Below are 21,851 nucleotides of genomic sequence, written 5' to 3' on the forward strand. Positions count from 1 at the left end.
TCATCAATGAAATACGTCATCATAGGCAACGGCATCGCCTCCATCGGAGCCATCGAGGGCATCCGCAAGGTCGATGCGGCAAGCGAGATTCTGGTCATCGGAGCCGAGGATTCCCCGGCCTACGGGCGTCCCCTCATCTCCTACCTGCTGGCGGGCAAGATCGGCCCGGACAGGCTCGCGCTGCGGCCTGCGGAATTTTACGAGAAGAGCAACGTCACCCTCAAGCTCGGCACCACGGTCACGGCCATCGACACCGAGGCCAAAACCGTGACCACCGACGCGGGGGAAACCATCGGCTACGAGAACCTGCTCATCGCCACCGGCGGCATCCCGTTCACCCCGCCCATTCCCGGGGCCGATGGGCCGGACGTCTACAACTTCACCAATCTGGCCCATGCCCAGACCCTCATCTCCAAGGCCCGCGAGATCAAGCGGGCCGTGGTCATCGGCGGCGGGCTCATCGGCCTCAAGGCGGGCGAGTCGCTCTTTGACCGGGGCGTGGAGGTGACCATCCTCGAACTCTCGCCGCGCATCTTGAGCCTCGCCTTTGACGAAAACGCGGCATCCCTCGCGGGCGGCAGGCTGGCCGAGGTGGGCCTGGCCGTGCGTTGCGGGGTGTCGGCCAAGGAAATCCAGCGCGACAGCGCGGGCAACCTCAAGGGCGTGCACCTGACCGATGGCGACTTCCTCCAGACCGACGTGGTGGTCATCGCCATCGGCGTGGTGCCCAACTACGGGCTGGCCAAGGAATCCGGCCTCGAGGTGGACCGGGGCATCAAGGTGGACGACCACATGCGCGCCAGCGCGCCGGGCGTGTTCGCGGCGGGCGACGTGGCCCAGGCCAGGGACCTGCTCTACGGCGACGACCGGGTCATCCCCATCTGGACCAACGCCTACAACCAGGGGTTTTGCGCGGGCAAGAACATGGCCGGGGCGGATGTCCGCTTCCTGGGCAGCCTGGCCATGAACTCCATCAGCTTCTACGGGTTGCCGACCATCTCGGTGGGCATGGTCAACCCGCCCGAGGACGACGCCTCCTACGAGGTGACGGCCGTTCTGGACGAGAAGAAGAAAAGCTATCGCAAACTCGTGTTCCAGGACGATCACCTCGTGGGCTACGTCCTGGTGGGCGACATCGACATGGCGGGCATGTACACGGCCTTTGTCAAATTCCAGATGCCCATCCCCGAGGAGGCGCGCAGGCAACTGGTGGCGGGCGAGCCGGACGTGCTCATGTGGCCCGACGATTTCTTCCAAGAGACGTGGAACCCCGGGACTCCCGAGTAAGACCCCAGTGTCCCGCACGGGACGAATGGAGACAATAGAATGAAAGCGCCTGAACGATATTATGATTTTCAGAAGGATATTTCCGGCTGCGGAATATTCGGCGTCATCCACAAGAAGCGCGGCCTGATTCCCGGCGAGATGCCCATCGCGGCCATGACCTGCATGCACGACCGGGGCAACGGCTTGGGCGGCGGGTTCGCGGCCTACGGCATCTACCCGGACCACGCTGAAAAATACTGCTTCCACATGATGTGCGACGACGATTCCGCCATCGAGGGGTCCGAGAAGCTGCTGCGCGCCTATTTCGACCTGCACCACTTCGAGCCCATCCCCACGCGCCGGGTGCTCTCCATTCCCCGGCCGCCCAAGTTCAACCGCTATTTCGTGACCGTGCCCGAGAAGCCGGTCAACGAGTTCTCCGAACTGCCCGAGGAGGACTACGTGGTGGCCGTGGTCATGAAGATCAACACCTCGGTGCCCGGCGCCTTCGTGGTCTCAAGCGGCAAGAACATGGGCGCGTTCAAGGGCGTGGGCTATCCCGAGGACATCGCCGACTTCTTCCGCCTGGAGGAATACAGCGCCTATATCTGGACCGGCCACAACCGTTTTCCCACCAACACCCCGGGCTGGTGGGGCGGGGCGCACCCCTTCACCATCCTCAACTGGTCCATTGTCCACAACGGCGAGATATCGTCCTACGGCATCAACCGCCGCTACCTGTGCGAGAATGACTACCTGTGCACCATGATGACCGACACCGAGGTGGTGGCCTACGAGCTGGACATGCTCATCCGCAAGCACGGCCTCTCCTGGGAGATGGCCGCCAAGTGCTTTGCCCCGCCTTTCTGGGACGAGATTGCGCGCATGGACGAGGGCGACAGAGAGCTGTACACCGCGCTGCGCGCCACCTACGGCCCGGCCATGCTCAACGGGCCCTTCGCCATCCTGGTGGCCGACAACACCCGGCTCATGGGGCTCAACGACCGCATCAAGCTGCGCCCCCTGCTGGTGGCCGAAAAGGACGACATGGTCTTCATGTGCAGCGAGGAATCGGCCGTGCGCGACGTCTGCCCCGAGCTGGACAGGGTCTGGATGCCCAAGGCGGGCGAACCGGTTATCGTGGATCTGGAGGGCTAGCATGACCAAGAGAGAGCAGAGGACCCTGGCGGCGGGCCGCACCTACTACAGGCAGTTCAACGAGGAGATCCGCGCCCTGGTCCGCGAGGGGGTCACGGATTTCGTCATCAGGGAGTGCAACGGCCAGCGCTATCTGGCCACGGCCCTTGAGGGCGACCTGACCTTCGACATACACGGCGTGCCCGGCCAGGACCTGGCCGCCTTCATGCGCGGGCCGAAAATCCGCGTGCGCAATAACGCCCAGGACGGCGTGGGCAACACCATGGACGGCGGGCGCATCATCATCGAGGGCCTTGCGGGCGACGTCATCGGCTACGCCATGCGCGGGGGCGAGATATTCATCAAGGGCGACGTCGGCTACCGGGTCGGAATCCACATGAAGGCGTACCTCGACCACCAGCCCAAGATAGTGGTCGGCGGCAAGGCCGGGGACTTCCTCGGAGAATATATGGCTGGCGGAATTATTTTGCTCTTGGGGATGTTTTCTGATAAGCCTGATGCGCCTGTTGCCGGACGGAGTCTGGGCACGGGCATGCATGGCGGCGTGATATATGTCCGCGGCGAGGTGCCCGAACACCAGCTCGGACCCGGCCTGCACGCGCAGCCCGTGGACTCCGAGGACCTGAAAGTCATCGGTGCCCTGGTCGAGGATTACGCCAAGGAATTGAAGCTGGACAGCAAGGAAATTATGAGCGAGAACTTCGTCAAAATTCGACCGTTCTCGCATCGGCCCTACGGGAACCTTTACGTTCCCTGCTAGTCGCTTCGAGACAGTGAAACCCCTTATCCCTTCCCGGGAGGAACCATGTTCTTCGATTCCATAGCCTACGCAATGGCCCCGCCCTCTGGCGGCGGAGAGTCCGGCGGCCTCGGCGGCATCCTCGGCGGCCCGCTGCCGATGCTGGTGCTCATGTTCGCCATTTTCTACTTCCTGCTCATCAGGCCGCAGCAGAAGAAACAAAAAATGCACCGGGCCATGCTCGATTCCCTCAGAAAGGGCGACAAGGTGTGGACCAACGGCGGCATTCTCGGCTCCATCGTCGATATCGACGGCGACAACCTCACCATCGAGATCGCCCCCGGTGTCAATGTCGTGATCAAGCGCGGTTTCGTCGCCGACAAGGACGGCGTTTCCGCAGCAGACAACAAGAAGTAGGCTTGACAGCCGGCAATCCGGACTTCCGTGCGGACCGGACCACGACCGACGTGGCCCGGTCCGCGCTTGTGTTTGTCCACGCCCCTCGCTCCGGCTGCAACGTGTTCGCATCATAGGGAGTTTTCATGCAGAGTCTGCGCCTAAGAATCTTCACAACCCTGGTCGTTCTGGCCCTTGGACTGGCCTACATGCTGCCGTCCATCCCCGGCGTCAAGGAATCGCCGCTGGGCGCGCTGCTGCCGGGCGACTCGGTCAGCCTCGGCCTCGACCTCAAGGGTGGCATCCACCTGACGCTGGGCGTCGATATGGACACCGCCATGCACAACAACCTCTCGCGTCTGGGCGACGACCTCAGGGCCGCGGCCCGGGACGAGGAGATATTCGTTCTGCGCCCGACCGTGCTCTCGTCATCCAGGCTGGAGATGGTGTTGATCAAGGGCGATCAAAAGAGCGGCTTTGACTCGGTGATCGACAAATACAGCCCCTTCACCATCGAAGAGACGCAGAACATGGGCGACGGCAAGGTCAGATACCTTCTCTCCGTCTCCCCCCAGTACCGGGACGAGTTGACCAAGCTGACCATGGATCAGGCCATCAAGACCATACGCAACCGCATCGACCAGTTCGGTGTGGCCGAGCCGGACATCCGCCGCCAGCAGGACAACCGCATCCAGGTGCAGTTGCCCGGACTCCAGGACCCGGAACGGGCCATCAACATCGTCGGCCAGACCGCCCACCTCGAATTCAAGATGGTGGACGACGCGGCAGACATCGAGAAGGCCCTTGGCGGCGTACTCGCCCCTGGTCGCGAGCTTTCGACCCTGATCACCACCCACCCGGGCGGCGGCCAGAGCGAATCGCCCATTGTCCTCAGGCGCGAGGCCGTGCTCACTGGTGAATACATCACCGATGCCCGCGTGCAACTCGACCAGTGGAACAAGCCCTACGTCGCCATTTCCTTCAACGCCCGCGGCGGCACCATCTTCGCCAACCTGACCGGTGAGAACGTCAACAAGCGCATGGCCATCGTCCTCGACGGCAAGGTCCACTCGGCCCCGGTCATCCAGGAGCGCATCACTGGCGGCAAGGCGTCCATCACCGGCAACTTCAGCAACGAAGAGGCGCGCGATCTGGCCGTGGTCCTGCGGGCGGGCTCGCTGCCTGCGCCGGTGGTCATCCTGGAGCAGCGCACGGTCGGCCCCTCCCTTGGCCAGGAGTCCATCGACAAGGGCGTCACCGCGGCCCTGGTGGGCATGTGCCTCGTACTCGTCTTCATGGTCGTCTATTACGGCTTTGCCGGATTTGTGGCCGACATCGTGCTGTGCCTGAACATCATGCTGATCATGAGCGGCCTGGCCCTGTTCGGCGCGACCCTGACCCTGCCCGGCATCGCGGGCATCATCCTGACCATAGGCATGGCCGTGGACGCCAACGTCATCATCTTCGAGCGCATCCGCGAGGAGATGCGACGCGGGCTGACGGTCCGGGCCGCCATCGCGGAAGGATACGAGCGCGCCACCCTGACCATTCTCGACGCCAACGTGACCACAGTCATCGCGGCGATCATCCTCTACCAGTTCGGAACCGGCCCGGTTCGCGGCTTTGCCGTCACCCTGACGCTGGGCATCCTCTCGTCGATGTTCACGGCCATCTTCGTGTCGCGCATCTTCTTCGACCTGTACACCAAAAGCCGCTCCGAAACCGCCAAGCTGAGCATTTAAGGGGACGATATGGGACTTCAGATAATCAAACCCGGTACGCGCATCGACTTCATCGGCTTAAGGAAGATCGCCTTCGTCCTGTCGGCCGTGCTCGTGCTGGCCGGTCTGGGCTCGCTGCTCGCCAAGGGCGGCCCTCAATACGGCATCGACTTTGCGGGCGGCATGATCGTCCAGATCAAGGTGCACAAGGACGTGGAACTGGCCAAGCTCAAGGGAGCGCTGGAAGAGACCCGGCTGCCCGGGCTGATTGTCCAGACCCTGGGCATGGCCGATGACCACGAATACCTCCTGCGCACTTCAAGCTCGGACATCTCCTCGCAGCAGGTGCGGACCATGGTGGCCGACGCCCTGGCCGGGCCTCTGGGCGAGGGCGGATACGAAATCCAACGCCTGGAAATGGTCGGCCCCAAGGTGGGCGCGGACCTGCGCGCCCACGCCCTGGAAGCGCTGTTCTACGCCGTGCTGATCATCGCGGTGTACATCTCCGGGCGCTTCGAGCAGCGCTGGACCGTGGCCGCCATCATGGCCGCCGCCCTGGGCGGGAGCATCTACGGCATCGGCCTGCTCGGGCTCGACATGGGCTGGCTCATCGTCATGGCCATGCTCATCACCGTGGGGCTGTGCTGGTACCTCAAGCTCAATTACGCCCTAGGGGCGGTGGTCGCGCTCATCCATGACGTGGCCATCACCGTGGGCGTGTTCTCGATCCTGGGCAAGGAGTTCGACCTGACCATCATCGCCGCGCTCCTGACCATCATCGGCTACTCCCTCAACGACACCATCATCGTCTTCGACCGCATCCGCGAGAACACGCGGGCGCAGCAGGACCCCCGGCGGTTCCGCTCCATCATCAACGAGAGCATCAACCAGACCCTGTCGCGCACCCTCATGACCTCGCTGACCACCCTCATGGTGGTGGCCTGCCTGTTCGTGCTGGGCGGCAGCGTCATCCACGACTTCGCCCTGGCCCTGCTCATCGGCATCGGGGTCGGCACCTACTCCTCCATCTTCGTGGCCAGCCCCATCCTCATGGGCTTTGGCCCCTCGATGGTGGCGGAGGGCGAAGGCCAGGCCTAGGCCAACATCGCACACACCCCAAGGGGGAAGGGCCGCTTGGTCCTTCCCCTTTTTTTTCTTTTGGTCTTGACCTGTTGCGAAGAACCCCGAGACTCCCTGCCCGGCAGGGGGCGCAGCCCAGACGACGTGAAAAAGCCCCTCCGGCATGTCGCCGAAGGGGCCGATACAGTCTGTGTCTGATCGAACTAGACGAGCTTGCTCATCAGGTATTCCTTGATGGCGGTGATGGAATCCTCGCCGTCAAGCTCGATGTACTTGAAGCCGCCGTCCTTCATGTTCTTGTAGAAGTTGCAGGCGGCCATGGTGCCGGTCTTGTCGTCGTAGTAGATGTCGTGGCGCTGGTCGATGGCTGCCGCGTCCTGGTCGTCCTGGCGGGCGGAGAGGGCGCCACCACAGACACGGCACTTGTCGCCGTCAGGGGCGATGGCCGGGATGCCGACGTTGTTGGGGTGATTGGGATTGTTTTCACACAGGCGGCGACCCATGATCCGGGCCTTAGCGATCTCGCGGGGCAGCTTGATCTCGATGACGTAGTCGAGCTTCTCGCCGCTTTTCTGCAGGGATTCCCAGAGTTTTTCGCCCTGGACCAGGGAGCGGGGGAAGCCGTCGAGCAGCCAGCCGTTCTTGTCGGAGCTTGCCAGGACATCGAGGACCATGGGGATGGTGATGTCATCGGGAACCAGCTCGCCCTTGTTGATGTATTCCTTGGCCTTCATGCCCAGCTCGGTGCCGCCGCCGATATGCTTGCGGAAGATGGCACCGGACTCGATGTGATCCAGGCCGTACTTGTCCCTGGCCAGGGTGCCTTGGGTGCCTTTACCGGAGCCGTTGGGGCCGAAAATCAGAATATTCATGGAAACTCCTCCTGGTGATGAATCGCTATGCCGCACTGGCGGCAAGTACATTGTGCAAAAGATCACATGCTTTTATACCGCGCAACCGTGGAAGTCAATGCTTGGCGGAGAAAACCACTCCAGAACCAGTGACAACGGCCGTCTTTTCGCCGGGAAACTGGAAGAGCGCGCCCGTGCGCCGATCCTGCCACGCCCGGTCAAGGGCAAAGAGGGTGTCGGCCAGCGCCTGCCCCGGGCCGAGACGGTCCAGCGCCGCCTTGTACAGGCGCAGCCGCAGGGCGCGATGAGCAACGGCCAGGGTCGCATCCGGGATATGCTCGCCCACTGCGGCGGTCTGGCCCGACCAGTAGTCGCGATCGGCCTCGGCCACCCGCCACAGCCGGGCCATGGAGTCGAGAAAGTTGGGGTTTTCGCGCAGAAGCAGGGGCATGAGGGAGGCGCGCATGCGGTTTCGCGACCAGCGCTGGTCCGCATTGGTGGCGTCCTCGCGCCAGGGGACGCCGAGGTCTGTCAGGAAACCGACCAGTTCGGCCTTGGGGGTCAGGAGCAGGGGGCGCAGCAGGCGACGGGTGTCGTCACGTCCGGGCATGCCCGCCAGTCCGGGCCAGGCAGTGCCCCGGGCCAGCCGCATGAGCACGTCCTCGGCCAGGTCGTCCAGATGATGCCCAAGGACCACGAAATCCACCCCGTGGTCGGTCAGGACATCGGCATACAGGGCGTAGCGGGCTTCGCGCCCGGCCTCTTCGATCCCGATTCCAGAACCGGCCGCCAGACTCGCCACATCGACAACACGGGTCACACAGGGCACATCAAGGGCCGCGCACAGGTCGGCGACCCAGCGGGCGTCATCGTCGGCCTCGGGCCGCAAGCGGTGATTGAGATGGGCGGCCATGACGCGCCCGCCGCTGCGGGCGGCCAGACAGCGCAGGCACAGGAGCAGGGCGGTGGAATCAACCCCGCCGGAGAATCCGACGGCCAGCCTCTTCCCTGCCAGCTTAACCCCCAGGTCGTCGGCGACGAAGCGCTCGATTCCCAGACAAAAATGCGCCCACCGGGGTGGCAGATCCTGAAGGGATCGCGGCAGGGGTCGGGGCGCGTTTGGCATGTCAGACCGTGATCTCAAGCTCCTCGATGAACTGGTCGAGGTATTCGATCATGTGTTTGCGCTGGGGCGCGGTGGCGTAGCAGACGCAGGAACAGCGGATCTTTTTCCTGCCCCGGACCAGCAACTCGAGGCGGAGCTGGTTGCCCGCCGGATTGCGCACGGCCTCAAGGGCCATGAAATAGGGGCCGCACTCGGCCAGATGGTCGCGCTGCTCGGGCTGAAGCAGATCCTCGGGCAGGGGCAGATAATACATGCCTTCGATCTGACTTTTCAGTTCCAATTCATCGAAGGCCTTGAGAATCGTTTCGTAGTCGGCGTCGTAGAGGTCTTCTATGATGTAGGTGCGCATCATTGTTCCTTGTTCTTGGAGGCGTCAATGAGCCTGTCGACGTCTTCGGGTGCGCAGGAAGAGGATTTGCGGTTCATGTGGGCGTCGGGTGGCACCAGCTCATCGTCGAGGTTGAACATGCGCCGGGCCAGATCGATGAACTGGTCGGCAGACCCCTCTTCCTGGGTGCGGCGCTTGAGAAAACAGATGGGTTCGTGCAATGCCTTGCGACCCACGGAGAGGACCAGGGTCTCCAGGGAGCGTCTGGTGGCCTCGTCCACGGGGCCGATCTTCTTGAGGGTCTTGGCCAGTTCGCGCTGGGCGATTTCCTCGCCCCGGTCCACCAGATCGACGATGGTGGGCTGGAGCGCCAGGGAGCGCAGCCAGTTGCCAAAGGTCTCGGTCTCGGCCTCGACCACGGCCCGGGCCTTGACCGCCTCGCCCTGGCGCTGGGCCATGTTTTCCTCGACCACTTCCTTGAGGTCGTCGATGTCGTAGAGGTAGACGTTGTCCAGGCTGTTCACGTCCGGGTCGATGTCGCGCGGCACGGCGATGTCGATGAAGAACATCGGCTTGTTCTTGCGCTTCTTGAGGATTTCCTTGACATCCCTGGCCCTGATCACGGCCACGGGAGAGCCGGTGGAACTGATGACGATGTCCACCTCGTGCAGGTGGTCGGACAGCTGTTCGATCTGGATGGGTGTGCCGCCCATGGTCGAGGCCAGCTCCTTGGCCCTGGACAGGGTACGGTTGGCGATGACGATGTCGCGCACGCCGTTCTGGAGCAGATGGGTGGCGGCCAGCTCGGCCATCTCGCCCGCGCCCACCAGCATGGCCCGGGTGCCGTCCAGAGCGCCGAAAATCTTCTTGGCAAGCTCCACTGCCGCATAGCTGATGGACACCGCGCTGGAGGCGATGGCCGTCTCGGTGCGCACCCGCTTGGCCACGGAAAAGGATTTGTGCAGCAAACGGTTGATGATGGTCCGGGCCGTGCCCTTTTCCACGGCCTTGCGGTAGGCGTCCTTGAGCTGGCCCAGGATCTGCGGCTCGCCCATGACCATGGAATCGAGGCTGCTGGCCACGGTGAAGAGATGCTCGACCGCCTCCAGGTCCGTGTATTGGTAGGTATTTTCAACCAGCAATTCGGGCGAGCCCTGGCAGACCCCGGCCCAGTACCCGATGACCGCGTCGATGGCCTGGCGCTCGCCGGCCCGCTTGACCACGGCCACGATCTCCACCCGGTTGCAGGTGGAGAGGGCCATACACTCCGAGAGGGGACAGTGGGCCATGAGCCCGGCTTCGAAGTTTTCCACGTCGGTCAGGGCGAAGCGTTCGCGCACGTCCACTCCGGCGGTGCGGTGGTTGAGTCCTACAAGGATGATCTTTCCGTTCATGGCACGGCCCTGAAGGTGATGGTGTGATGGATGAGGGAGACGCACATGCCCGCAAAGACCCATATGGCGAGGATGGCGGGCTTGCGCCCGCGCCAGCCGAGCACCACGCGCTGGTGGAAGAGAAAGGCGAACAGGAACCAGACCGCAAAGGAGCCGATCTTCATGATGTCCCAGGCAAAGGGGCGCTTGGCGTCAATGAGATACCAGAAATAGGTGGAGAACAGCCCCAGGGTGAAGAGGGGAAAGCCGATGGTCACGGCCAGCCTGTTGACCGCATCGAACTTGTCCAGCGAGGGTATGCCCTGGCCCATGCTCGACAATCCGGCCTTGGTCTTGAGCTTGCGGTTGTAATAGATGAATGCCACGGCCGCGCCAAAGGCCATGATCATCACCCCAAGTGTCAGGATCAGGGTGCCGATGTGCAGGCCGAAGAAGAGCACGGTCAACTCGGGCGGCATGACCACGGTGATGCCGCCAAGGGCCAGTGAGGAGACGTAGAGGAGCAGGGCCAGCGGCAGGGCGGTGATGGCCAGGAATTCGAGCCGCAGCCGCCACCAGAGGAAGAAATACACGGCCAGCACGCACCAGGCCAGGATGTTGAAGTAGAAGGTGCCCGAACTCAAGGCCGAGGCGTCGCCGGTCAGGGCCAGGACCAGATCAACGGTGTTGAGGGCGAACCCGGCCACGGCCAGCCAGACGGCCAGCTTCTTGAGCCTGTCGTTGCCAGAGCACACGCCGGTGAGAAACAGCAGCGTGCCCAGGGCGTACAGGCCGATTATGAGGATGCTCAGCAGTTCAAACAAGCCCATCTAGCAGCTCCGGGATGTTGACGTGCAACTGTCGGGGCAATGATTCTTTAAGGATTTCCGCCACAGCGTCAAGCTCTGCGACCCGGATTCGGACCAGAAGATCGGAGTTGACCAGCGAGCGCAGCACTGCGGTGTTCTCGGCCGTGGTCATGCCAAGGCCGAGGAGCAGCGGCCGCACGCGGCCCATGAGGGTCAGCAGGCTGGCGTATTCCTCGCCGAAACTCTCCTGCAATTCCTTGCGGATGCGTTTTGCCATGGCCGGGCTGCGCCCTGCGGTGGAGATGGCCACCGTCAGGTCCCCGCGCTTGACCGTGGCCGGAACGATGAAGCTGCACTTCTCGGGCTGGTCCACGATGTTGCAAAGCACTCCTCGATCGGCGCAGAGGTTGCTGATGCGCCAGTTGACCTCCTCGCTCGATGTGCAGGCAATAACCAGGAACTTGCCGTCCAAGTCAGTATCGCGGAATTCGCGGCACTCGAAGGTGACGTTGTCCAGAGACAAAACGGACGCCATCTCCGGGTCTGCGGGGCGGGTGTCGATGATGGTCACGGTGCCCGCGCCCGAGTCGATGAGCGACTGGATCTTGCGCTTGCCGACCTCGCCCGCGCCCACCACCAGGCAGCCCTTGTTTTCCAGGTTCACGAAGATGGGGTAGTATCGCATGGGCACTTGATAGCAAGTGCCGGGCCGCATGTAAAATGCAATTGCCCGGTTCTTGCAATATCCGCCCGGCATGCGCTAGATAAATGACACCTCCGGGGAGCAATGAAGCATTATCTCGTCATACAACTGGCCCGATTCGGGGATCTCGTCCAGACCAAGCGGCTGGTGGCGACCCTGGCCGCCCGGCCGGACAGCCGCGTCCACCTCTGCCTTGACCGCTCCCTGGAGCCGTTGGCCCGGCTGGTGTACCCGGATGCGATCCTGCATCCCGTGACCGCCCACGGCACCGGCCTTGACGGCCCCGAGGCCGTGCGCGCCATGCTGGTGGACAACCGCCGCGCCTTTGCCGATATGCGGGCTGTCGGCTTTGAGCGGGTCTACAACCTCAATTTCTCGGGCCTCAACTTCCGCCTGGCCGCGCTCTTCGACCCGGACACGGTGGAAGGGTACGCCTGGAAGGACGGGCAGGAGCTGATCTCCCCGTGGGCGGCCATGGCCATGCGCTGGTCGGATCACAGACGCCTTTCCATCAATCTCGTCGATTTCTGGGCTGCCTACTGCCCGGACGCCATCGCGCCGCAGCGGGTCAATCCGCCCGCGTCAGGCCGGGACGATGGCCGGGGCGATGGCCGGGGCGGCGGGCTGGGCGGCGGGCTGGGCGTGGTCCTGGCCGGTCGCGAGTCGCGCCGCTCGCTGCCGGTGGAGGTGCTGGCCCGCGTCGTGGGCACCGTGGCCAGGGCGCGCGGGGTCGGGCGGGTCGTCCTGCTGGGCGGCCCGGGCGAACGCGCGGCCGGACAGGCCATGCTCAAGGAACTGCCGCCCGCTGTCCAGGCCATGACGCGCAATGTGGCCGGGCAGACCGGCTGGGCCGATCTGGTGGAGATCGTCGGCTCCCTGGACCTGCTTCTGACGCCCGACACCGGCACCATGCATCTGGCCGCCCACCTGGGCACGCCGGTGCTCGCCTTTTTCCTGTCCTCGGCATGGTGTTTCGAGACCGGGCCGTACGGCGAAGGGCATGTGGTCCATCAGGCCACGGCCCCCTGTCTGCCATGCCTGGAGACCCGCCCCTGCGACCACGGCCTGCAATGTCTTGGTCCCTTTGCCGATCCCGGCTATCCCCGGTTTCTGGCCACGGGCAACCCCGATCACGCGCCCGGCGGCCTGCTTGCCTGTCAGTCCCGGTTCGACGCCCTGGGCCAGACCTATGCTCCCATGATCGGAAGCGACCCGGATGCAGAGCAGCGGGCCGGATTCCGCCAGTTCATCCTTAGCCACCTGACCGGGGACCACGACTCCATACGAAAGGGACTTTCGGACATGGACACGCTCATGGCCCAGCGCGTACACCGCGAGCGGGACTGGATCACCACCGCCCCAATGCGAACAATCACGGAATGAAAGCATGAAAACCCTGCGCATCCTCGTTGTCCTGCCCCTGTATGGCGGCTCCCTGCCCATCGGCCGGTATGTGGCCACGGCCCTCAAGGACATGGGCCACCTCGTGGAAATCTTCGAGGCCCCGGAGTTCAACTCGGCCTACGACTGCCTGCGAAAACTCCGGGTGACTACCGACCGCCTCGACTACCTCCAGAATTCGTTTCTCAACGTGGTCAGCCAGTCGGTGCTGGCCAAGGTGGAGACCTTCGAGCCCGACCTTGTGCTGGCCATGGCCCAGGCTCCGCTGAATCATCAGGCCCTCAAGCGGCTGCGCCGCGACGGCGTGACCACGGCCATGTGGTTCGTGGAGGATCACCGCCTCTTCACCTACTGGAAGTCCTTTGCCCCGTTCTACGACATCTTCGCCGTCATCCAGAAGGAACCGTTCTTGAGCGATCTTGAGGCCATAGGCCAGCCAAACGCGCTCTATCTCCCCCTGGCCGCGCTGCCGGATTTCCACCGCCCCATCGACCTCGACCCCGTGGAGCGACGCAGGTTCGGCTCGGACGTCTCCTTCATGGGCGCGGGCTATCCCAACCGCAGGGCCGCATTCCGCCAGTTGGTCCACCTCGACCTCAAGCTCTGGGGCACCGAGTGGGAGGGCGACCATGTTCTCGAACCCCTGGTCCAGATGCGGGGGGCGCGCGTCTCATCCGAGGAGTGCGTGAAGATATTCAACGCCACGCGCATCAACCTGAACCTTCATTCCAGCATCCAGGCCGACCAACTGGTGACCGGGGACGACTTCGTCAACCCGCGCACCTTCGAGCTGGCCGCCTGCGGCGCGTTCCAGCTTGTGGACACCCGCTCCCTGCTGGGCGAGGCCTTTGCCGACGACGAGTTGGCGACCTTTACCTCGATGGATGAACTCATTGCAAAAATAGACCATTTTCTCGCCAATCCCGAGGAGTGCCATGCCATTACCGAGCGGGGCAGGGCGCGGGTGCTCAAGGACCACACCTACCACGCGCGCATGCAGGCGTTGCTCGACTTCACCGCAAGCCGCATCCAAGACTGGCCGCGCGACCGCGACACGGCCACGCCCGACCCGGACTTTCCGCCCGAACTGCGCGACGAGATACGCCAATTGCTGGCCCGGCTCGGTCTGCCCGAGGATGTGTCCTTTGCGGATCTTGTCTGGAGCCTACGCCAGCAGCAGGGCACGTTGTCCGAGTTGGACACAGCCATCCTCTTCCTCGACGAATGGCGCAAGCTCTACGCCAAACGCTGCTGAAAACCTTCAAGTGTCACATGAAAAACAGGCTCGTCCCCTACAGGGAGACGAGCCTGAATTGCTTGTGCATTCGAATGGTTGTCAGATTTTTCTGAACTGTTTGAGCCAGGCCAGGAGTTTCGGTTCCTCGCCCTGGTCCTTGGGATGGTAGAAGCGGCGGCCGCCCAGTTCGTTGGGCAGGTAGTCCTGGTCGGCCCAGGCCTTGGGGAAGTTGTGCGGATAGAGGTAGCCGCGTCCGTACCCCCATTCGCGCTGGAGCGAACTGGTGGCGTTGCGCAGGTGCAGGGGCACGGGCTTGGGGCCGTTATCGCGCACCTCTTTCTGGGCGGTGCGATAGGCGGCGTAGGTGGCGTTGCTCTTGGGGGCCAGGGCCAGATAAACGGCGGTCTCGGCCATGGGGATGAACCCCTCGGGCATGCCGATGGCCTCCACGGCCTGATGGCAGGACACGGCCAGGGGCAAGGCGCGAGGATCGCCCAGCCCCACGTCCTCGGAGGCGGAAATGATCAGGCGGCGGGTGACAAAGCGCGGGTCCTCGCCGCTTTCGAGCAGGCAGGCCAGATAGTAGAGGGCGGCGTCAGGATCGCTGCCGCGGATGGACTTGATCAGGGCCGAGGCCAGCTCGTAGTGCGAATCGCCGTCGCGGTCGCCCCGGACCACGACCTCGGGCAGGGACTCGCGCAGGGCCTCGGGGCTGCGCTTGGCAGCGGGCAGCTGGGCCGTGTATTCCATGAGATTGAGCAGGGTACGGGCATCGCCCCCGGACATGGCCGCAAGCAGGGAATAGCTCTCTTCCTCGAGTTCGAGGTCAAGGGTCTGGGCACCGCGCCGGGCCACGTCGAGCAGCTCCTCACGGCTCAAGGGGCGCAGGCGGAGCACATGGAGCCGTGACAGAAGCTGCCGGGTGACGCTGAAGGACGGGTTCTCGGTGGTGGTGGCCAGCAAGATAATCTCGCCGGACTCCAGGATGGGCAGGAAGAAATCCTGCTGCGCCTTGGAGAACCGGTGCAACTCGTCGAGGATGAGGATGTCGTTGCCCGGCAACTGCTTGCGCAGGGCGGTCAGCCCGGCCTCGGGCGCGCTGACGCGCAGGCTCTTCTTGCCGGTCAGCCGGGCCAGGAGCAGGGCCAGGGTGGACTTGCCGCAGCCGGGCGGGCCGAAGAGCAGCAGGCTCGGCAGCCGCTTGGATGTGGCAAAGGCCTCGATGCGGTTGCGGATATGGCTCTGCCCCACGAACTCGTCGAGGGTGGTCGGCCTGATACGGTCGGCCAGAGGTTGGGTGTCTTCGATGACCAGCTTCATTGCATGCCCTGTCGTGCGAACCAGCCGAGGCTGAGGCAGTAGGTTGCGGCGGTTTCCCAGCGCAGGATGCTGCGGCCCAGTGTCACCGGTACCAGCCCGGCCGCCAGGAGCGCCCGCGCCTCGGCATCGTCGAACCCGCCTTCCGGGCCGATGATAACGAGGCTGCGGCCCTGGGCCAGATGGGCAGGGGCCAGCGGGGTGTCAATGTCCTCCGACTCCCAGGCAACATAGCAGGTGTCAAAGCCACGCGCAAAGTCGATCAACCCGTCCAGCCCGCCGGGCAGGACGGAAAGGGCCGGGAGCAGCGGGTTGCCGCACTGCTTGGCGGCCTGGACGCATTTGTCGGTCCAGGTCTCCTTGACCGCGCCCGGCATCTGCCCTTGGCTGCGGGCCGCGGCCCAGAAGGCGACGCCAAGCCCCCCAAGCTCAACCAGTTTCTCGAAAAGATACTCGCGCCGCTTGGACTTGCCCCAGCCGATGGCCAGGGTCAGGCCCGTGTCCGGAACCGGGTGGTGCGCAAGGCGCTCGGCCCTGAGCAGGGCGGTGTTGCGGTCCGTGTCCAATACCGTGAACAGGCCGACCCGGCCCAGGCCGTCGAAAAGCCGGACCGTATGGTGCGGCGCGGTGCGCAGCACGGTCAGCATGTGCCGTGCCTCGGCTCCGGCCAGCCGGACGGATTCGCCCACGGCCTCGGGCCAGTCGCCGGGCGGGAGATGAAAGGAGTTGAGGCGCGCCATGGTCTGCTTCCCAAATGAAAAGGCCGGGGCGAACCCCGGCCGGTTGGCTAGAGTTCCTTGTTCACGAGGTCTTCGTAGGTTTCGCGTTTGCGGGCCACGGTGACCGTGTCGCCGTCCACCAGCAGTTCGCAGGCCCTGGGCCGCGAGTTGTAGTTGGAGGCCATGGTGAAGCCGTAGGCTCCGGCCGAGAAGACCGCCAGCAGCTCACCCTGTTCCACGGCGGGCAGGACGCGCTCGCGGGCCAGGAAGTCGCCGGATTCGCAGATGGGGCCGACAACGTCAAAGGTCTGGGAGTCCCGACCCCGGGGCGTGACCTCGTCGATGCGGTGGAAGGAGCCGTAGAGGCTGGGGCGCACCAGATCGTTCATGGCCGCGTCCACGATCAGGAAATTCCGGGACGGGTTGGACTTGGTGTAGACCACCTCGGCCACCAGGATGCCCGCGTTGCCCGCGATGACGCGGCCCGGTTCGAGGATGACCTTGAGGGGCACACCGGCCAGCCGCTCCTTGAGGGCCTGGCCGAACTCGGTGGGGTGGGGCGGCTCCTCCTCGTCATAGGTGATGCCGAGCCCGCCGCCCAGGTCGAGATACTGGATGTCGATACCCATGGCCTTGAGCCTGCCGTGGAAGTCGAGCAGCTTGTCCAGGGCCTCCATGAAGGGCGCGATGCTGGTCAGCTGCGAGCCGATGTGGCAGTCCATGCCCACGGGCTCTATATTGGCCAGTTCCGCGCACATGGCGTAGGCCTCAAGGGAGTTCTCGATATCCAGTCCGAATTTGTTCTTCTTCATGCCTGTCGAGATGTAGGGGTGGGTCTTGGGGTCCACATCGGGATTGATGCGGAAACTGACGCGGGCCACCTTGCCCATGCTGCCCGCCACCTCGTCGATCTTGCGCAGCTCGGCCACGGACTCGACGTTGAACATGAGAATCCCGGCCTCAAGGGCCTCGCGGATCTCCGAGGCGCGCTTGCCCACGCCGGAATAAACGATTTTTTCGGGCGGCACGCCCGCCTTGAGGGCGCGATACAGCTCGCCGCCGGAGACGATGTCCATGCCCGCGCCCAGCCCGGCCAGGAGCTTGAGCACGGCGAGGTTGGAATTGGCCTTGACCGAATAGCAGGTCAGGTGGTCCAGCCCGTCAAAGGCGGAGTCAAAGGCCTGAAAGTGCCGGGTCAGGGTGGCCGCCGAATAGACATAGAGCGGCGTGCCGTACTGGCGGGCAAGGTCCGGGACGGAGACATTCTCGGCGTGGAGAACACCGTCGCGGTACTCGAAATGATGCATGCTGTCTTTCTCCTTGAAACAACTGAATATTACTGCGTGGTGACAAAGACTTCAGTATAGACGATGGGCAGGGCGGGCAGATCGTTCTTCCCGGCCACCCGGAAGCGGTAGCGCGTCTGCGGGTCCAGGCCGCACAGGCTCAGCTTCAGGGTGGAGCCATGGAGGTCAAAGGCGCTCTGCTCGCGGGTGAAATGCTCGGCCTTCCGGGGCACAAAGGGGCATCCCTCGCAGCCCTGGCCGTCGCTGTCGCCCACGGCCTCGTACTGGATGCTGGCCCGGTAGAGTCGCTCGGCCGAGCCGCCCACGGACAGGGTCAGCAGCAGGCAGGTGTCCGTCCGTTTGGCGGCCACGACCTCCAGGCTGAAGGCATCCTCCGCCTTGACGGGCTGCGGCCATTCCTTGATGCCCAGCACGCACCCGGTCAGGGCTGGCAGGGCCAGGACAAGCAGGGCGACAAGGCATCGCGCGATGGCTCCACGGCGGATCATTCCTTGACCATCTCCTTCCAGCGGTTGAGGAGCATCAGGGCCTGGATGGGCGTCATGCCGTCCACGTCCAGCGCCGCCAACTGGCTGACCACCGGATGCTCCGGCGCGGGAGCAACGTCTTGGGCACCAGGGACAGTCCTGTCCTCGGGCGTGACCACAAGCCCGGGAAGCAGGGTCTGCGAGGCGCGCTCCACGGCCCCTTTCCAGGGGCTATCCTGCGACTTTTCTTCGAGGTTCGCAAGGATTTCCCTGGCCCGGTCCACCACCGGCCTGGGCACTCCGGCCAGCCGGGCCACCTCGATGCCGTAGCTGCGATCGGCCGGGCCGGGCACGAGCCTGCGCAGGAAAACGATGTCACCCTTCCATTCCTTGACCGCAATGTTGAGATTGCGCAAGCCCTCGACGCGGCCCTCAAGGGCGGTCAATTCGTGGTAGTGGGTGGCGAACAGGGTGCGGATGCCGCCCCGGGCGCGGGTGGACAGCTCCTCGACCACGGCCCAGGCCAGAGAGAGGCCGTCATAGGTGCTGGTGCCCCGGCCGATCTCGTCGAGGATGACCAGACTGCGCTGGGTGGCCTGCCTCAGGATACGGGCGGTCTCGGTCATCTCGACCATGAAGGTGGAGTGCCCCTGAGCCAGATTGTCCGATGCGCCCACCCGGGAAAACACGCGATCCGCCAGCCCGAGCCGCGCCCGGCGCGCGGGCACGAAGGAGCCGATCTGGGCCATGATCACCAGAATGGCCACCTGCCTGAGAACCGTGGACTTGCCCGCCATGTTCGGACCGGTGATCAGCAGGATACGCTTGTCGCGGTCCATGCGCAGATCGCTTGGGATGTAGTTTGAGTGGCCCATGGCATCCTCCACCACGGGATGCCGCCCGGCCTCGATCTCGATATCCAGGTCGTCGTGCAGTTCGGGGCGGCACCAGTCGTTGACCCGGGCGGCCTCGGCCAGCCCCTGCCAGTAGTCCAGGTTGGCCACGATGTCGGCCATGAACAGGAAACGGGTCCTGGATCGGGCCACGCGCTCGCGCAAATCCTGGAACAAACGGTATTCCAGCCCCTTGCGCTCCTCCGAGGCAGAGATGATGCGGTCCTCCAGCTCCTTGAGGTCCGGGGTGATATAGCGCTCGCTGCTGACCAGGGTCTGACGGCGGACAAAATGGTCTGGCACCTGCCCCTTGTAGGCCTTGGAGACCTCGAAATAGTAGCCGAAGACCTTGTTGTAGCCGAGCTTGAGCTTGGGAATTCCGCTGGCCTCAAGCTCCCGGCGATGCAGCGCCTCAAGCCTGTCCTCGCCGTGCTCGTGCAGCTCGATGAGTTCGTCGAGCACCAGATCGAATCCCTTGCGGAACAGGCCACCGTCGGTGATGACCGGGGGCGGGGAATCCACGAAGGAGGTCTCGAGCAGTTCGGCCAGGTCGGCCAGGTCGTCCCATTTTGTAAGGAGCCGTTTCAGATCGGACGGGGTCTCCGGGCCGCCTTGCTCCAGCAGGGCTCGGATTTTCGGCAGCATGGGCAGGCTGCGGCGCAGGGCCACAAAGTCCTTGGGCGTGGCCCGGCCGAGCACGGCCCGGGTGGAAAGCCGCTCCAGGTCGTACACGGAATCGAGAGCCCGGCGTAGGTCGGCCCGCAACTGGTCGCTGACAAAGAGGAAATCCACGCAGTCCAGGGTGCGGCCGATGGGCCCAAGCTCGCGCCAGGGCTGACGCAACCGGTTTTCGAGCAGGCGGCCGCCCATGGGGGTCATGGTCCTGTCCAGGACGCGCCACAGGGTCCCCTTGCCCGCCCGGCCGTCGAGCCGCCGGAAGATTTCGAGATTGCGCTCGGTGACCTCGTCCAGAAGCAGATGCTTGCCGAGGTTCAGCGGTCTGAATTCGCCAAGATGGGTAAGCGGGCATTTCTGGGTGTGTTCAAGGTAGGTCAGCAGCGCCCCGCAGGCGCGCACCAGCTCGGGCTTGTCGCCCAGGTCGAGGCTGTCGAGTCCGGCCGCGCCCTGGACCTCCAGGATGCGCCGGGCCGACACGGCCGGGTCGAAATAGGCCGCCGGGGCCACGCCCGTCACCTGGGACTCCAGCTCGGCGAACTGGGGGGGCACCTTGCGCCCCTGGGGCAGGAGCAGTTCGCGCGGGTTGATCTTGACCACCCATTGCCACAGCTCGGGTTCACGGCGGCCATGCAGGCCGGACCACTGGCCGGTGGAGAAATCGATCCAGGCGAAGCCGCCCGCGTTCTTGGCCGAATCCCAGAACAGGGCGCCGAGGAAGTTGTTGCCCTTGGCCCTGAGGTTTGAGTCCTCGACCACGGTCCCGGGAGTGAGCACCCGCGTGACGGCGCGTTTGACCAGCCCCTTGGCCTCCCGGGGGTCCTCGATCTGGTCGCAGATGGCGATACGGTATCCCTTGTCCAGCAACTGGGTCAGGTAGGGCTCCACCGAGTGGTGGGGCATGCCGCACATGGGGATGGGGTTGGGGTCCTTGGGATTGCGGCTGGTCAGGGTGATCTGCACGGCCCGGGCCACGGTCTCGGCATCCTCGAAGAACAGCTCGAAGAAATCGCCCATGCGAAAGAACAGCAGGCAGCCCGGATTCTCCTCCTTGAAGCGGAGATACTGTTCGAGCATGGGGGTCAGTTTCTGCGTTTCCACGAAATGATATAATTGGTTTTATTGAGAAAAATCTTTTCGAAAGCCGATGGAGTGCCAGCTGCGGCAGCGGGGGCAGTTGAAGAAGAGGTGGTCGCGCTTCAGCCCGCAACGGCGGCAGAAGAACCGGCGCACCTGATACGCCCGGTCGATGAAAAAGCTCAACTGTTCCCTGAAGAAGGGCGTCAGGGTCTGGTCCGGCCTGGACAGCTCGAAGAGTTCGAGCCGGGCCAGCCAGAAGTCGGACTGCATGACCAGCGTCTTCTCGAACCAGCTTCTGGCGTTCTCGGTGTCGCCGACGCGCATCAGGAACACGCCCCCGTAGTAGAGCAGGAGCACATCCGGCTCCTGGGACTCGATCACCGGGATCACGGCCGTGACCAGCGCCCTGTCCTGGCAGGCCCCGGCCCACTGGGAATTCTCGACAAGGGGTTTATCCCTGGCCTTGGCCGCCTTGTCCAGCGCCTGGAGCAGTCCTTCGAGCAGGACAAAGCGCAGGTCCGGGGCCACGTTGTCCAGTCCGTCGCGCAGGGTGTCGGCCACCCGGCGCTCGCTGCCCGACCTGTAGGCCTGCACCATCTGCTCGAGCCACGCCTCCACCGCGCCGGGATAGGCGCGGATGGCGTGACGAAGGGACCGCTGCGCCTGGGATTCCCTGCCTTCCTTGAAATGGTCCGAGGCAAGGCGCACCAGATAGTGGGCCTGAGGCAGGGGCAACCCCAAATTGCCAAAGGTCTCGGCCGCCCGCTCAAAGGCCCCGCGCTCGGCCGCCAGCCGGGCCATCTCGTGCTGGATGGACATCGCGTCATGCCCCAGGGAGCGCGCCTCCTCAAAGGTCTTCTCGGCGCGATCAAGGAATCCGCCGCGCCGGAAATCGCGCCCCAGCTCAAACAGGGCGCGGGCCTTGAACTCGCGGGCCAGCCCCGGCCTGACGATGAGGCTGTTCCTGATCTGGATGGCGCGCTCGATCTCGCCCTGAGAGCGGTACAGGCTGCCCAGCGCGAGGTAGATCTCCACCGCTTCCGGGTCGTTCTTGACGACCTGGCTCAGTTCCTCGATGGCCGCGCGGGTATCCTGGACGAGGAACGCCTCGCCGCCGGAAACCTCACGGGCTGCCGTGATCTTCTTGTGGAAATCCGAGGACTTCTTGCGATTGAACCAGTGCCAGGCCATGATGATACCGTCCG

General features: G+C 64.3%; 20 protein-coding genes. 8 read left to right on the top strand and 12 right to left on the bottom strand.

Annotated features, from left to right (window positions below; all coding sequences use genetic code 11):
- Positions 1-6 precede the first annotated feature (6 nt).
- From QQS14_RS00315 to secF, 6 genes are all read left to right on the top strand, one after another.
- A complete protein-coding gene (locus tag QQS14_RS00315; RefSeq protein WP_285904885.1) occupies positions 7-1,287 on the top strand; it encodes an NAD(P)/FAD-dependent oxidoreductase in 1,281 nt (426 codons plus the stop codon).
- A gap of 39 nt (positions 1,288-1,326) precedes the next feature.
- Positions 1,327-2,424: a class II glutamine amidotransferase gene (locus QQS14_RS00320; protein WP_285904886.1), complete on the top strand. Its 1,098-nt coding sequence runs from the start codon at positions 1,327-1,329 to the stop codon at positions 2,422-2,424.
- A gap of 1 nt (position 2,425) precedes the next feature.
- Positions 2,426-3,184, top strand: a complete 759-nt coding sequence (locus QQS14_RS00325; RefSeq protein ID WP_285904887.1) for a GltB/FmdC/FwdC-like GXGXG domain-containing protein — start codon at positions 2,426-2,428, stop codon at positions 3,182-3,184.
- Positions 3,185-3,229: 45 nt separating this feature from the next.
- On the top strand, positions 3,230-3,580 hold the full coding sequence (gene yajC / locus QQS14_RS00330) for a preprotein translocase subunit YajC (protein ID WP_285904888.1): 351 nt from the start codon (positions 3,230-3,232) through the stop codon (positions 3,578-3,580).
- A gap of 125 nt (positions 3,581-3,705) precedes the next feature.
- Positions 3,706-5,301: a protein translocase subunit SecD gene (gene secD, locus QQS14_RS00335; RefSeq protein WP_285904889.1), complete on the top strand. Its 1,596-nt coding sequence runs from the start codon at positions 3,706-3,708 to the stop codon at positions 5,299-5,301.
- A gap of 9 nt (positions 5,302-5,310) precedes the next feature.
- On the top strand, positions 5,311-6,378 hold the full coding sequence (gene secF, locus QQS14_RS00340; protein WP_285904890.1) for a protein translocase subunit SecF: 1,068 nt from the start codon (positions 5,311-5,313) through the stop codon (positions 6,376-6,378).
- Between the two features lie 185 nt (positions 6,379-6,563).
- Here secF and QQS14_RS00345 read toward each other — a convergent pair whose 3' ends face one another.
- The 6 genes from QQS14_RS00345 to QQS14_RS00370 form a co-directional block, all read right to left on the bottom strand.
- Positions 6,564-7,232: an adenylate kinase gene (locus QQS14_RS00345; protein WP_285904891.1), complete on the bottom strand. Its 669-nt coding sequence runs from the start codon at positions 7,230-7,232 to the stop codon at positions 6,564-6,566.
- A gap of 94 nt (positions 7,233-7,326) precedes the next feature.
- Positions 7,327-8,337: a tRNA lysidine(34) synthetase TilS gene (gene tilS / locus QQS14_RS00350; RefSeq protein WP_285904892.1), complete on the bottom strand. Its 1,011-nt coding sequence runs from the start codon at positions 8,335-8,337 to the stop codon at positions 7,327-7,329.
- A gap of 1 nt (position 8,338) precedes the next feature.
- A complete protein-coding gene (locus tag QQS14_RS00355; RefSeq protein WP_285904893.1) occupies positions 8,339-8,686 on the bottom strand; it encodes a hypothetical protein in 348 nt (115 codons plus the stop codon).
- Positions 8,686-10,059: a glutamyl-tRNA reductase gene (gene hemA / locus QQS14_RS00360; RefSeq protein ID WP_285904894.1), complete on the bottom strand. Its 1,374-nt coding sequence runs from the start codon at positions 10,057-10,059 to the stop codon at positions 8,686-8,688. Before hemA ends, QQS14_RS00355 begins: the two co-directional genes overlap by 1 nt.
- Positions 10,056-10,868: a cytochrome c biogenesis protein CcsA gene (gene ccsA, locus QQS14_RS00365; RefSeq protein WP_285904895.1), complete on the bottom strand. Its 813-nt coding sequence runs from the start codon at positions 10,866-10,868 to the stop codon at positions 10,056-10,058. Before ccsA ends, hemA begins: the two co-directional genes overlap by 4 nt.
- Positions 10,855-11,532, bottom strand: coding sequence for a precorrin-2 dehydrogenase/sirohydrochlorin ferrochelatase family protein (locus tag QQS14_RS00370; protein ID WP_285904896.1), 678 nt, complete (start codon positions 11,530-11,532; stop codon positions 10,855-10,857). The genes ccsA and QQS14_RS00370 overlap by 14 nt, the downstream gene beginning before the upstream one ends.
- A gap of 102 nt (positions 11,533-11,634) precedes the next feature.
- Between QQS14_RS00370 and QQS14_RS00375 the strand changes: the two genes are divergently transcribed.
- The gene (locus tag QQS14_RS00375) at positions 11,635-12,933 is read left to right on the top strand and encodes a glycosyltransferase family 9 protein (protein ID WP_285904897.1); all 1,299 of its coding nucleotides are present in this window, start codon (positions 11,635-11,637) and stop codon (positions 12,931-12,933) included.
- A gap of 4 nt (positions 12,934-12,937) precedes the next feature.
- A complete protein-coding gene (locus QQS14_RS00380; RefSeq protein ID WP_285904898.1) occupies positions 12,938-14,206 on the top strand; it encodes a CgeB family protein in 1,269 nt (422 codons plus the stop codon).
- An 81-nt stretch (positions 14,207-14,287) separates the two neighbouring features.
- On the opposite strand, the gene QQS14_RS00385 is transcribed toward QQS14_RS00380, so the two are convergent.
- Genes QQS14_RS00385 through QQS14_RS00410 form a run of 6 tightly spaced genes read right to left on the bottom strand, consistent with a single transcriptional unit; the run spans position 14,288 to position 21,837 of the window.
- Positions 14,288-15,508: a replication-associated recombination protein A gene (locus tag QQS14_RS00385; protein WP_285904899.1), complete on the bottom strand. Its 1,221-nt coding sequence runs from the start codon at positions 15,506-15,508 to the stop codon at positions 14,288-14,290.
- A complete protein-coding gene (locus tag QQS14_RS00390; protein WP_285904900.1) occupies positions 15,505-16,245 on the bottom strand; it encodes an RsmE family RNA methyltransferase in 741 nt (246 codons plus the stop codon). The genes QQS14_RS00385 and QQS14_RS00390 overlap by 4 nt, the downstream gene beginning before the upstream one ends.
- 47 nt (positions 16,246-16,292) lie before the next feature.
- Positions 16,293-17,531 (bottom strand): diaminopimelate decarboxylase, encoded by a 1,239-nt coding sequence (gene lysA, locus QQS14_RS00395; protein ID WP_285904901.1) that lies wholly within the window; start codon positions 17,529-17,531, stop codon positions 16,293-16,295.
- A 29-nt stretch (positions 17,532-17,560) separates the two neighbouring features.
- The gene (locus QQS14_RS00400; protein ID WP_285904902.1) at positions 17,561-18,019 is read right to left on the bottom strand and encodes a hypothetical protein; all 459 of its coding nucleotides are present in this window, start codon (positions 18,017-18,019) and stop codon (positions 17,561-17,563) included.
- The gene (gene mutS, locus QQS14_RS00405) at positions 18,016-20,643 is read right to left on the bottom strand and encodes a DNA mismatch repair protein MutS (protein ID WP_285905018.1); all 2,628 of its coding nucleotides are present in this window, start codon (positions 20,641-20,643) and stop codon (positions 18,016-18,018) included. The genes QQS14_RS00400 and mutS overlap by 4 nt, the downstream gene beginning before the upstream one ends.
- 42 nt (positions 20,644-20,685) lie before the next feature.
- A complete protein-coding gene (locus tag QQS14_RS00410) occupies positions 20,686-21,837 on the bottom strand; it encodes a tetratricopeptide repeat protein (RefSeq protein ID WP_285904903.1) in 1,152 nt (383 codons plus the stop codon).
- Positions 21,838-21,851 lie beyond the last annotated feature (14 nt).

This window comes from Pseudodesulfovibrio pelocollis (assembly GCF_030282845.1).
Taxonomy (GTDB): Bacteria; Desulfobacterota; Desulfovibrionia; order Desulfovibrionales; family Desulfovibrionaceae; genus Pseudodesulfovibrio; species Pseudodesulfovibrio pelocollis.

What these genes read in the sequence shown, in the direction of transcription:
- QQS14_RS00370 (WP_285904896.1), bottom strand. Translation starts at nt 11,532, where the DNA reads ATGCGATACTACCCCATCTTCGTGAACCTGGAAAACAAGGGCTGCCTG.
- QQS14_RS00325 (WP_285904887.1), top strand. Translation starts at nt 2,426, where the DNA reads ATGACCAAGAGAGAGCAGAGGACCCTGGCGGCGGGCCGCACCTACTAC.
- QQS14_RS00345 (WP_285904891.1), bottom strand. Translation starts at nt 7,232, where the DNA reads ATGAATATTCTGATTTTCGGCCCCAACGGCTCCGGTAAAGGCACCCAA.
- secF (WP_285904890.1), top strand. Translation starts at nt 5,311, where the DNA reads ATGGGACTTCAGATAATCAAACCCGGTACGCGCATCGACTTCATCGGC.
- QQS14_RS00320 (WP_285904886.1), top strand. Translation starts at nt 1,327, where the DNA reads ATGAAAGCGCCTGAACGATATTATGATTTTCAGAAGGATATTTCCGGC.
- QQS14_RS00390 (WP_285904900.1), bottom strand. Translation starts at nt 16,245, where the DNA reads ATGGCGCGCCTCAACTCCTTTCATCTCCCGCCCGGCGACTGGCCCGAG.
- QQS14_RS00315 (WP_285904885.1), top strand. Translation starts at nt 7, where the DNA reads ATGAAATACGTCATCATAGGCAACGGCATCGCCTCCATCGGAGCCATC.
- ccsA (WP_285904895.1), bottom strand. Translation starts at nt 10,868, where the DNA reads ATGGGCTTGTTTGAACTGCTGAGCATCCTCATAATCGGCCTGTACGCC.
- yajC (WP_285904888.1), top strand. Translation starts at nt 3,230, where the DNA reads ATGTTCTTCGATTCCATAGCCTACGCAATGGCCCCGCCCTCTGGCGGC.
- QQS14_RS00375 (WP_285904897.1), top strand. Translation starts at nt 11,635, where the DNA reads ATGAAGCATTATCTCGTCATACAACTGGCCCGATTCGGGGATCTCGTC.
- hemA (WP_285904894.1), bottom strand. Translation starts at nt 10,059, where the DNA reads ATGAACGGAAAGATCATCCTTGTAGGACTCAACCACCGCACCGCCGGA.
- QQS14_RS00400 (WP_285904902.1), bottom strand. Translation starts at nt 18,019, where the DNA reads ATGATCCGCCGTGGAGCCATCGCGCGATGCCTTGTCGCCCTGCTTGTC.
- lysA (WP_285904901.1), bottom strand. Translation starts at nt 17,531, where the DNA reads ATGCATCATTTCGAGTACCGCGACGGTGTTCTCCACGCCGAGAATGTC.
- QQS14_RS00355 (WP_285904893.1), bottom strand. Translation starts at nt 8,686, where the DNA reads ATGCGCACCTACATCATAGAAGACCTCTACGACGCCGACTACGAAACG.
- QQS14_RS00380 (WP_285904898.1), top strand. Translation starts at nt 12,938, where the DNA reads ATGAAAACCCTGCGCATCCTCGTTGTCCTGCCCCTGTATGGCGGCTCC.
- tilS (WP_285904892.1), bottom strand. Translation starts at nt 8,337, where the DNA reads ATGCCAAACGCGCCCCGACCCCTGCCGCGATCCCTTCAGGATCTGCCA.
- QQS14_RS00385 (WP_285904899.1), bottom strand. Translation starts at nt 15,508, where the DNA reads ATGAAGCTGGTCATCGAAGACACCCAACCTCTGGCCGACCGTATCAGG.
- QQS14_RS00410 (WP_285904903.1), bottom strand. Translation starts at nt 21,837, where the DNA reads ATGGCCTGGCACTGGTTCAATCGCAAGAAGTCCTCGGATTTCCACAAG.
- secD (WP_285904889.1), top strand. Translation starts at nt 3,706, where the DNA reads ATGCAGAGTCTGCGCCTAAGAATCTTCACAACCCTGGTCGTTCTGGCC.
- mutS (WP_285905018.1), bottom strand. Translation starts at nt 20,643, where the DNA reads ATGCTCGAACAGTATCTCCGCTTCAAGGAGGAGAATCCGGGCTGCCTG.